10 protein-coding genes are annotated in these 10,925 nt (G+C 41.9%); 4 read left to right on the top strand and 6 right to left on the bottom strand.

The window, feature by feature from the left end:
• Positions 1 to 37: 37 nt before the first annotated feature.
• Positions 38 to 823 (top strand): ABC transporter ATP-binding protein, encoded by a 786-nt coding sequence (locus ACKTT2_RS02015; protein ID WP_407883445.1) that lies wholly within the window; start codon positions 38 to 40, stop codon positions 821 to 823.
• 67 nt (positions 824 to 890) lie between these two features.
• Here the strand turns inward: ACKTT2_RS02015 and ACKTT2_RS02010 are convergent, their stop codons facing one another.
• The gene (locus ACKTT2_RS02010; RefSeq protein ID WP_407883443.1) at positions 891 to 1,409 is read right to left on the bottom strand and encodes a peptidoglycan-binding domain-containing protein; all 519 of its coding nucleotides are present in this window, start codon (positions 1,407 to 1,409) and stop codon (positions 891 to 893) included.
• 165 nt (positions 1,410 to 1,574) lie between these two features.
• Between ACKTT2_RS02010 and ACKTT2_RS02005 the strand changes: the two genes are divergently transcribed.
• The gene (locus ACKTT2_RS02005; protein WP_407883441.1) at positions 1,575 to 2,201 is read left to right on the top strand and encodes a hypothetical protein; all 627 of its coding nucleotides are present in this window, start codon (positions 1,575 to 1,577) and stop codon (positions 2,199 to 2,201) included.
• Positions 2,202 to 2,444: 243 nt separating this feature from the next.
• Here the strand turns inward: ACKTT2_RS02005 and ACKTT2_RS02000 are convergent, their stop codons facing one another.
• On the bottom strand, positions 2,445 to 3,011 hold the full coding sequence (locus ACKTT2_RS02000; protein WP_407883439.1) for a DUF2087 domain-containing protein: 567 nt from the start codon (positions 3,009 to 3,011) through the stop codon (positions 2,445 to 2,447).
• 521 nt (positions 3,012 to 3,532) lie between these two features.
• On the opposite strand from ACKTT2_RS02000, the gene ACKTT2_RS01995 reads away from it, so the two are divergent.
• Entirely contained in the window at positions 3,533 to 5,296 is a 1,764-nt protein-coding gene (locus tag ACKTT2_RS01995) for a PAS domain-containing sensor histidine kinase (protein ID WP_407883437.1), read from the top strand.
• Positions 5,297 to 5,331: 35 nt separating this feature from the next.
• On the opposite strand, the gene ACKTT2_RS01990 is transcribed toward ACKTT2_RS01995, so the two are convergent.
• Positions 5,332 to 6,054, bottom strand: coding sequence for a Crp/Fnr family transcriptional regulator (locus tag ACKTT2_RS01990; RefSeq protein WP_407883435.1), 723 nt, complete (start codon positions 6,052 to 6,054; stop codon positions 5,332 to 5,334).
• A gap of 247 nt (positions 6,055 to 6,301) precedes the next feature.
• Here ACKTT2_RS01990 and ACKTT2_RS01985 point away from each other — a divergent pair, with 247 nt between their 5' ends.
• Entirely contained in the window at positions 6,302 to 6,964 is a 663-nt protein-coding gene (locus ACKTT2_RS01985) for a chemotaxis protein CheB (protein WP_407883433.1), read from the top strand.
• Here the strand turns inward: ACKTT2_RS01985 and ACKTT2_RS01980 are convergent.
• From ACKTT2_RS01980 to ACKTT2_RS01970, 3 genes are all read right to left on the bottom strand, one after another.
• Positions 6,947 to 7,162 (bottom strand): hypothetical protein, encoded by a 216-nt coding sequence (locus tag ACKTT2_RS01980; protein ID WP_407883431.1) that lies wholly within the window; start codon positions 7,160 to 7,162, stop codon positions 6,947 to 6,949. The two genes, ACKTT2_RS01985 and ACKTT2_RS01980, sit on opposite strands and share 18 nt — an antisense overlap.
• Before the next feature lie 629 nt (positions 7,163 to 7,791).
• The gene (locus ACKTT2_RS01975) at positions 7,792 to 10,677 is read right to left on the bottom strand and encodes a UPF0182 family protein (protein ID WP_407883429.1); all 2,886 of its coding nucleotides are present in this window, start codon (positions 10,675 to 10,677) and stop codon (positions 7,792 to 7,794) included.
• An 83-nt stretch (positions 10,678 to 10,760) separates the two neighbouring features.
• Positions 10,761 to 10,925, bottom strand: a 165-nt coding sequence (locus tag ACKTT2_RS01970) for a glutamyl-tRNA reductase (protein WP_500691371.1), incomplete at its 5' end; no start/stop codon positions are given.

The raw sequence follows: 10,925 nt of genomic DNA, 5'->3' as shown, positions 1-10,925 counted from the left end.
CCTCAAGGTATCTTAGGGAAAAAGGAGGAACTTACCCTTGGTAAATAAAGAGTCATCCCAAATTCAATTACTATCAGCCACCGGGCTTTGTAAAAGTTTTGGCGGTATTCGAGCAGTCGATAATGCCGAAATTCACGCCGCGACTGGTGGTATCACTGGCTTAATCGGTCCTAACGGTGCTGGCAAAACAACTTTGTTTAACTTACTCTCAAACTTTATCCGCCCAGATAAAGGAAAGGTGATTTTTGATGGAGAACCCATTCAGCACTTGCAGCCATATAAAATTGCTTGTGCTGGTATGATCCGGACTTTTCAGGTAGCTAGAACACTGTCACGGTTATCAGTGATGGAAAATATGCTGCTAGCCGCACAAAAACAAACAGGCGAGAACTTTTGGCAAGTGCAATTCCAACAACACAAAATCGCTCAAGAACAAAAGGAACTTAAAGAACGAGCCATGTTCTTGTTAGAGTCTGTAGGGTTGGCACACAAAGCACAGGACTACGCTGGGGGTTTGTCCGGCGGACAACGCAAGCTGCTAGAAATGGGAAGAGCGCTCATGACCAATCCCAAGTTAATTTTGCTCGACGAACCAGCCGCCGGAGTGAATCCCAGATTGATTGATGACATTTGCGATCGCATCGCTTCTTGGAACAAAGCGGGCATGACATTTCTCATTATTGAGCATAACATGGATGTCATCATGTCCCTGTGCGATCGGGTTTGGGTACTTGCAGAAGGGAGAAATCTCGCTGATGGCACACCACAGGAAATTCAAAACAATTCAAAAGTTTTAGAAGCTTACTTGGGTAAATCAGCTTAGAAGGGATTGGTAATTGGGGATTAGGCAATAGAGATTTGTAGGGTGGGCATTGCCCACCATTTGCTTATTAACTGCTAAACGCATTAATATTACAGCGACAAGCATGAACTTCAAGCTTGCTCAACACGCGCCAAGTGCGTAATTCAATCTTGCCATTGCTCACCAAATAGTGTTCTGCTTGAAATGCTTTAACGGCGTTCTCAGTTTTGACCTCAAAAACACCATCGACAATTCCAGAATAATAACCGCCTGCTTTAAGGGCTTCTTGAACCGCTTTCACTATAGTTCCGTGACTACCAATGCTCAGTTCTGGTAGACTGTCAGCCCCTTTGTACAAATAATTCCAAGTTTCTTCTCCTACAATTCCATCCACAGTTAAAAAAGCAAGGCACTGTAGATACTTCACAGCATTTTGAGTTTGTCGGTCAAAGTAACCCGTTGTGGAAACTGACATGGGACAAGCTGATACAGTATCTAATTGAACGAGTCTTTGGTTTAAAACTTTCTGCATTTCTTTAACAATTTGACCAAAAGCGCCAAACTGTAAAGTGGGTCGCTGAGTAGGGTACTGAATGATAGCAGGCATAAGTAGAAGATTTTTTATGCGAAGGAGATTTTTTAAGACTTATAAAACAGACTTCAGAGTTCCCTACAAGCAACACAGATAAAAAAGAGTACCTTTGAGGGTGATTTTTTTCAGGTTCAGTCGTGCTAACCAGTGACCAGTGACCAGTGACAAATTTAACACTGTATGATTGCTCATCAAGCTTCAAAAATTCTTCTCATTGTTTCCATTCTTTGGAGTTCCACCTCACTAATTAAGGTAGAAGCTAGCCCTAAACAAAGATATTTACCTCCTGAATTGGGCTGTCGTTCTACAACAACAGATACTCCTCTGTTTACACAACGGACAACAACATCACAGCAAATTGGGACTGTTAGTCAAGGCGGTCAAGTCTTGCTACAAGAATCACCTCGAAAAGGGCTTCAACTGATTGCAGTCTTTGAGCCAGAATCAGAAAAATATGGATATATTCAAACAAAAGTTCTGGATTTTTGTGATTCGTTTAGAGAACCCGATCGCAGAAGGCGACCTATTGACACAGCTTGTAGAAGAATCCGAGGAGTAGAAAACGTACAATATGAGGTTTATCCCGAACCCGATAAAAACTACACACCAATTGCAACAGTTAGAAGCGGACAAATAGTCATGGTGAAATTAAGACCGGATGGTAAAGTGAGTTCTTATCGGAATAAAGACTTAATCTGGTTAGAAATTGACCTTTATAAAACTCCTATGTCAGCAAGATACAATTTTCCTAATGGCGAGACTGGATGGATTGAGAATCAAGACCAAATTAGTTATTGCGATCGATGAGCAGTCAGCAACTACAAAGTCTCTATTTGTTGGGAACTACAGTGTACAAATAAGTCAGAAATAGCTAATAGACTGGGGTTTTAGTCTTAGCTTTACCCCACCCTAACCCTCCCCTTTACAACTACGGTGTACACACAAGTTGGGTTTACCCCCCTTAATCCCCCCTTATAAAGGGGGGAAACCAGAAATTGTCTTCCCTCCCCTTTACAAGGGGAGGGTTAGGGTGGGGTAAAACAATTTTTATCATTCCTCTACAAAACGTCGGTAAATTTTGTTCTCTGTTTGCATGAGTTGGTAACCCACTAGTTCTCTACATAAAGTGGTGCTATCAGGATAGTATTGCTGAAGAATTTCATTCATAGTGTTTTCTGAGTAATTCACTCCTACCTCAAATTTGCTTGCCAACCATTTCAAAATGACTAAGCGTTTTTTACGACTTGTGGGAATTTCTTTAAGACGATCGCCTTCTATATATGTACCAAGAACTTTGCTTTCCCATGCTTCGGTATCCACGTCTTCGGCTAGAGAGGCTATAGTCTCCGGCTTAGCAATCTCCTGACTAATATTTTGCAGGGCTTGGTTGTTCAACTGATACAAACGAGTATTGCCCTCCGGACGCATTGTCACTAGGTTTAACTCTTTCAGTTTTGCAAGATGATGTGACACTGTTGGCTCCTTCAGTTGTAGAAGGACTGCCAATTCTTCAACACTACACTCTTGATTGGCGAGGATACCCAAAATTTTGAGTCGGCTTTCATCTGCCAAGGCCTTCAAAAAGCGCAGCAGAATTTGGAACTGCTCATTGTTCATCTTCCTGTTAGACTATTATTAGACGCAAATCTAATTAGTTTTTTATCGAAATAAAGGTGCTGTTCTCCTTCGACTCAGCACGAAGCTTGTCTTGAGGATTTTTTAGTTAAGTTAATTCTGTTACGAATTGCTAAGAAGATTTAGTTTTCTTAAGTAGTTCTTTACATTTCGCCATAAATTATCGCTCGCTAATATGAATCATGAGGTTAGATTATGATTAGAAGAGGTATTTCACTCGTATAAGCAGCAAAATACTTACAGGTAGAACAGTCTACTCTTTACATAGCGTTGCAAAAAGGAGAAATTCCCACTTGTAGAAGAAATGGAAGAACTATAAATATCCTCCCGAAAACAAGCTTGCTGACAATTTATTAAGGTGAGTAGTGACAGAACAAACAGTTTAAATCTCTTTCATTCGTAAGATTCAACTAGATCCAAATTAGCTGTAACCTATTTATAAAGAGATTTTAGTAACCAGATTTACCTAGAGATTGAGCGACAACCAACGGAAGAGATGGTGTGTGAACGAGGAAAATTTTTTCCAGCAACTCAAGATTTTGTACGATCGCGTGAGTGCCTTACAGGATGATACTAGCGGTACATCGTTGTCCGCTCAAGTCTGGTTGCCCACAGCTCTTGCAGAACTTAACACTGCCTTTGAGGAATTAAAGGTCGCTGAGGAGGAGTTGCGAGCGCAAAACGAGGCACTAGCAACTGCTCGTCAGTCAGTGGAAGCAGAGCGTCAGCGCTACCAAGATTTATTCAATTTTGCTCCTGATGGCTACCTTGTAACTGACGCAAATGGGAAGATCCAAGAAGCCAATAACATTGCTGCTAAGTTACTCAACATCGCTCCTGAGTTTCTGGTAGGTAAACCGTTAGTTAACTTCGTTATCCATGAAGATCGTCAAACCTTTCGTAGTAAACTATATCAAATGTCCCAGGTAAACTGGGTGCAAGAGTGGGAAGTGCGCTTAGTACCACGCGCTCGAGAGGGTACAAAAATACCTTTTGATGCTTCTATGACGGTAAGCGCTATCCGCAATCGGGAAGGTGAATTGGTCGCCTTGCGCTGGCTGCTACGCGATGTCACCGAACGCAAACAGGTTTTGGAGCGGTTGCGGTTACTGGAGTCGGTGGTTACAAATATCAATGAAGCTATTCTCATTACAGAAACTGAGCCTCTTGATGAGCCGGGTCCGCCTATTGTGTACGTCAACGAAGCCTTTACCCGTATAAGTGGCTACCATCCCGAAGAAGTGCTTGGTAAATCCCCACGCTTTATGCAAGGTTCAAAGACTGAACGCGCCGTGCTGGATACAGTTCGCACAGCTTTAGAGAAATTTGAGCCAGTGGTCGTCGAACTCATTAACTATCGCAAGGACGGCTCGGAATATTGGATAGAGATGAGCCTAGTACCGCTCATGGATGAAACAGGGTGTTACACTCATTGGGTTTCAGTGCAACGCGACATTACTCTTGCCAAACGTGCAGAAGAAGATCGCGCTCAGTTGCTTCGCGAGCAAATTGCACGTGCTGAAGCCGAAGCGGCAAACCGTACAAAGGACGAGTTTCTGGCAATGGTTTCCCACGAGTTGCGATCGCCCCTAAACGCCATCCTTGGGTGGTCGCATATACTACGTTCTGGTAAGTTGGATTCAGTTCAAACCAATAAAGCACTAGAAGTCATTGAGCGCAACGCTAAAGCTCAGAAACAAATAATTGAAGATTTGTTAGATGTTTCACGCATCATTCGCGGTCAGGTTCGCTTGCAACCACAACCAACTCATCTCGTACAAGCGCTCGAAGCAGCCATTGATACCGTGCATCCCACAGCCGACGCTAAAATGGTTCGAGTTTCGTCCTATCTCAATCCCGAGGTCGATCTGGTTTGGGGCGATCCCGACCGTTTAAAGCAAATCGTTTGGAATTTGCTCTCCAACGCAGTTAAATTCACGCCTGCTGGTGGAGAAGTTAAGGTTTGGTTAACAAGTGTCAATTCCCAAGTCCAAATTAAAGTGAGCGATACTGGCATTGGTATCAGTCCTGACTTCTTGCCCTATGTCTTCGATCGCTTCCGCCAAGCCGAAAACACTACAACTAAGGAGCATGGTGGATTGGGGCTAGGTCTAGCGATCGTCCGTCAGTTAGTCGAACTACATGGTGGTACAATTCAAGTAGAAAGCCCTGGAGTGGGACAGGGAGCAACATTTACCGTGCAACTACCAGCGATAGATAGTTCAGGAGCGCTCCATTTAGAGCAACTCACTAACTCTTCGGAGTAGGGAGTAGGGGCTGACTGCTGGTCACTGGTCACTGGTCACTGGTCACTGTTTCCCACCAAGCGATGGAACTCACCTTTAATAATGCCATAACACTCACAAGTGATATCTTCTAGACCTTCTCTGTCAAGAATAGTCATTTTGCCGCGCTTGTAGCTAATGAACCCTGCCCTCTGAATCGTAGCAGCAACTACGCTCACGCTGGCACGACGCACGCCTAGCATTTGCCCTAAAAACTCGTGGGTTAGGGGAAACTCGTTTGACCCCACTCGGTCTTGAGTCATTAGTACCCATCGGCAAAACCGCTCTTCAATGGAATGCAAGCGATTACACGCCGCCGATTGGGCAATTAGATTAAACAGTGCTTGCGTATAGAATTGCAGCAGCTTGTAAAGGGGGCTAGCTGAAGTCACTTCGCGTTTAAATACATCTGCTCTCATTCTGAGAGCTTTACCTGGAACCTGAGTAAAAGCCTCACCGGGAATTGTCTTAGCTTCCAGGAATACAGGTAGACCGACCATACCTTCATTACCTATCGTAGCTACTTCCACTGCTTCACCATTTTCCATAACAGTAAGCAGGGAAACAACGCCATAGTTGACAAAATAAACATACTGAATGGGTTCATTGGGTCGGTAGAGGAATTGTTTGTATTCTAAGGGGACAAGTTCTAAGTGAGGCAAAAGGCGTTGGTATTCCTCTAGTGGAATGGCAGCTAGTAACATATTTACGGGATTGTGAGTGCTTTGAGATACGGACATTGGAAACCTCTTTGAGCCAGTGGTATATCAATTAAATAGCTCATGGCATCAGTCAATGTCGTCTAGCAAAAGAAAAACTCATTGTAAATAAGTTTTGTACGCAAGCGTACAAAACTTATTTACAATATAATAAAGTTATTTGTAAATAAGTCTATGTAAGCATTCCACGTGCTTTGGGGTAGCAGTTGGCTTTTTGCAGAATTAGCTCAGACAGCTCTTCGTAAAAATAATTCTTTTTCCATGCCTAATGCCTAATTTTCAAGACAATCATAAGATTATCTCTCATTTTCCCAATGTTGCTTATAATGTAGTCGCAATAGCAGCTTCCAGAGGAGGGCTAAAAGCGATTGGCAAAATTTTGTCAGCATTGCCAGTTGATTTTCCAGCAGCAATTGTCGTGGTACAGCATCTGTCTTCCAAGTACCCCAGCTATACGGCACAAATCCTTGCTCCCCACACGCTTTTGCGCGTAAAACAGGCTGAGGAGGGGGAACTTTTACGCCCAAGAACAGTCTATACTGCTGTTCCTGACAAACATTTGGTAGTTAAGCCAGATGCTACGCTGTCTCTCACAGACGAACCCAAAGTGAATTTTGTCCGTCCTGCAGGTGATAAACTGTTTGTCTCAGTCGCAACTAGTTTTAAAAGTCGAGCGATCGCGATCGTTCTCACAGGTAAAGACGGTGATGGTACTTTAGGCGTGTTAGCCATAAAAAAATATGGCGGTACAGTCATTGTTCAGGATCGGGAAAGCAGCGAGTATTTCAATATGCCCAAATCTGCTATTGATACTGGCAAAGTTGATTGGGTTCTTCCCGTAGACGCGATCGCTAACTACTTGGTAAAGGAAATTATGACAAGAAAAGTGGTAGAACAAATTCAACAATTCAGTTTACAGCTTGTTAAATAAGTATTTAATTTTCATCATTTTTGTATCAATCTCTTCAGACTTAAATTCTAAATTTTTAGACTGAACTATAAGTGCGTGAGCTTGCTCTATAAGCACTGTCGATTTTGCTTTTGTGACGCTTGATTTGTTTTGTAATAGCGTCAATTTTGTTTTTAACACCTCTAAGCGAATAGGCAAATTGTTATCTGGATTGGTCACATAGATATCCTCATTCATTTTTGCAAAAAGTATATTTACTGCAATCGGTTAAAGATACGATTCATATAATTTTGGTTAGTTGTGAGTGGTTAGGGATGTCCAAGAAATAAATTACCCCGGAATGTGGGATGAGCTTCTAGCCCGTCCCATGTCAGTGGCGGGCTAGAAGCCTGCACCACAAAAGAAAATTGGATATTTTTTTATTTGGAAGTCCCTTAACAACGAACAACTAACAACTAACCACATTAAGCACATAAGCTTTAGTTTAGTGCTTGGCGAATTAGTTTGTCTGTCCTCTACCGTACCGTATATAGCAGTTCTCAGTTAGCTGCAACACATTAAATAATTATCTTGTGGGGCGGGCAACATACCTGCCCCACAAGAACTACAGCGCTTTGTATCTGAATGAGGTACACCCCACTTTCATCCCCCCTTGGTAAGGGGGGACAGAGGGGGGTAATTTTTGTACCTCACCAAGTTGAAATCTGCTGTATAGTGGATACTATCTGAGAAGCACTATAGCTGTTTTCACTTGAATCAAGTACAGATTTATCCGCGTTCATTTGCGTTAAGGGTGCGGTTCCATAACTTTTTTATGTATTGTACCCAATTGAAAAACGCTATATAAGTTACTCCACAGGACGCACGATCGCAGGTGTTGTGGGTCGATCTGGCTTAAAGATAGCAGCAAGCGCTTGTTCTAAAGTTTCTGCCATCACAATCCGGTTGTTATAAGCAACAACTACCCTAACAAAAGTCGGTAAACTATTTTGCTCTGCTTCTAAATAGAGAGGCTCAACGTAAAGCAAAGATTGCTCGATGGGAATCACTAATAAATTTCCTTGAATAACCCTCGATCCTTGACGGTTCCAGAGGGAAATTTGTTGGGAAATTACAGGCTCTTGATTAATCAAAGCTTCTATTTGTTCGGTTCCATACACTAACTGTTGTTTGGGAAATTCGTAAAGCAGCAACTTGCCGTATTCCTTCCCATCCGAACGTGCTGCTAACCAAGCAATCAGATTTGCGCGTTGTGTGGGTTTGAAGGGTAGCAGTAAAATAAATTCTTCTGATTCTGCTTGCGGCAATGCTGTAATGATATAGTAAGGTTCTACCTGTTGCGGTTTGCTACCGTAAATCTCGTCAGGAACTTGCCACAGGTCTTCTCGGTTGTAGAATACCTGGGGATCGGTCATATGATAAGTCAGCAATCGTTCTGATTGAATATTGAAAAGATCTACCGGATAGCGGATGTGATTATGAAGGGCAATCGGCATTGCATCTAATGGTTCTAATAAGCCTGGGAAGATGGCTTTGAAAGCATTAATAATTGGGTCTTTTGGGTCAGCTATAAAAAAGTTGACCGAACCGTTGTAGGCATCAATAACGACTTTGACGGAATTGCGAATGTAATTAAATTGATTTTTTCCTGGCTCGGAATAAGGGTAGCGATCGCTTATCGTATAACCATCCAGAATCCAGTACAAATAAGTTCCTTCTCCCTTACTAGTGGTTTCTCCCCCATTAGTAGCAACGAGATAAGGATCGCTGTCATAACGAAAAAATGGAGCAATGGCTTGTACGCGCTTTTTGATGTTACGACGAAACAAGAGCTTTGTTTGCGGTGTAAAGTTATTTGTCAGCAGCATTTGCCAATCTTTCAAATACTCGGCAAATAGTACGCGCTGCCACATTTGACCGATCCCGATACCCCCACGACCATCATACACGTTATACACATTATCATTTCCACTGGGATAATCTAACTCTTGAGTTTTTGTCCCAGTCATGATATAAGTGTCAGTGATTTCACCGTAGTAAATGCGTGGTTGTTTGACGGGAAGGCTAACTCGAACTGATTCACTCGATACTTGTAACGAACCTTTATTGCCAGTTTCATCGCCTCCAATGTCTTTAACATAGTAATATGGTAATCCACCTGCACCAATAACATTGACCGGGCTGAGTGTAAAACCATAGCCATGAGTATAAATAAGATGTCTGTTTATCCAGGTTTGTGCTTGTTGGGGAACATCATTATAGTCTAGTTCCCGTGCTGCTATGATGGTCTGCTGCTTTTCAGTAGTTGCCTCTTGCTTAAGAGTATAGCGGTCAATGTCAGCACCAGGAAACTTGTAGTAAGGTCGGATTTGCTGTAGTTGGCGGTTACTTTCTAAAAGAGGACGAGTATCCCAAAGACGAATATTACGAATAGTGAGGTTGTTTTCTTGCAAATCTTTGGTTGTGAGTTGACCTCGCGGATCGAAAGTTCTTGCTTCTATAGTGTTTAAATTAAATCCTTCTCGTGTCAGGGCTATGGTACGCTTAATGTAAGGACGTTCGCGGATGAGTTCGTTTGGTTGAACTGCTAACCGTTGTATAACAGATGGCAGAATCTCTCCAGAAATTGCTACGACAAGGAGATAGAATCCTAAAGCGTAGATAAGATGGATTGGGTAGGGAATAGGTTTAAAACGAGTTTTTGTTGTCCTTGACAAAAGGATAACTCGTATGATTAAGTAAAGAGCGATCGCAACTGCCAAAAAGCATAATCCTGTATAAATCGGCAATAGTACCTTAACATCAGTGTAGCTTGCTCCGTAGTTGACACCACGAGTCGAATACAAAAGCTTGTAGCGTTGCAACCAATCGTATAAAGCAATCCCCAACATGAACAAGCTACTTAAAGCATTTAAGTGGAGTCGTTGCGATACAGAAAATCCGCGAAACTCACCTTCGCTGAGGCTATTTCCCGAACATAGGTAAATTAAAGCAACTGCGGCTAAGCTAAAAAGAAACAGCCCTAAGAGCCAAAAGACTAACAGTTCCCAAATTGGAAGTGAAAATACGTAAAAACTAATATCTTGATTAAATAGAGGATCGACACGGTTAAAACGGACGAGATGAAAAGACAGTAAAACCTTATCCCATTGTGTAGATAAAAGAAATCCTAATAACAAACTGATAATTACAGCAATAGCCCTTAACCAAAACTCACCATACCATAGAATTGCAATTGTTAAAGCAAGCAGCAATCCCAACTGTACGGGTGGAATGGTTAATGGCTGAACACTAAATAGCTGAATTATTTGCTTTAACCAAGGTGATAATTGGATAGGAGTGCTTGGTAATTTAATATTTAATTCCCAAAGATCTAAGACCCTTTGACTGTAAAAAATGAGGAGCGCTCCTACTATTATGCTCAAAATTATAACTATTGGTAATAAAAAGCGTAGGGGGAGAGTAGAAGGGGGAGAGACGTTTTTCACAATCTTCCCTGGTTTTTCAAGAGAGTATTTTAGACGAGACGCTATAGTTAAATTGCCTAGTAAAAAACTAATTGAAGAGAAGAAAGCGATCGTCCACAAACCGAGTTGAGTTACCAAACGCACCCAAAATTCTCTGAGATACTTAACCTCATCAAACCACAAAACTTCTGCTGTTAAATGGCTGACTAAATCAAAACACAGCCACAATCCCAACAGAACAATAATCGGTTTAAAAATACGATTCATACAATTTTGGTTAGTAATTAGTAGTTAGTCGTTAGTGGTTAACAAATAACAACTAACAACCAACAACTAACCACTAACAACATTCAACTAAACGACTCTTCTATATCTAAATTAAACAGCATTTGCAAAGTTTGCATACAGCGACGCCTTGCTTCAACATCTTGTTGCGCTCGTAACTGTACCATTGGATCGTGTAAAATTTTATTAACAATCCCTCGCGTTAAAGCTTCGATGACTTCTTGATGTTT

The organism is Scytonema hankhaensis NUACC26 (genome assembly GCF_045865695.1).
Lineage (GTDB): Bacteria > Cyanobacteriota > Cyanobacteriia > Cyanobacteriales > Nostocaceae > Scytonema.
The sequence above is the reverse complement of the archived record's forward strand: the minus strand, read 5'-3'. Positions and strand labels throughout refer to the sequence as shown.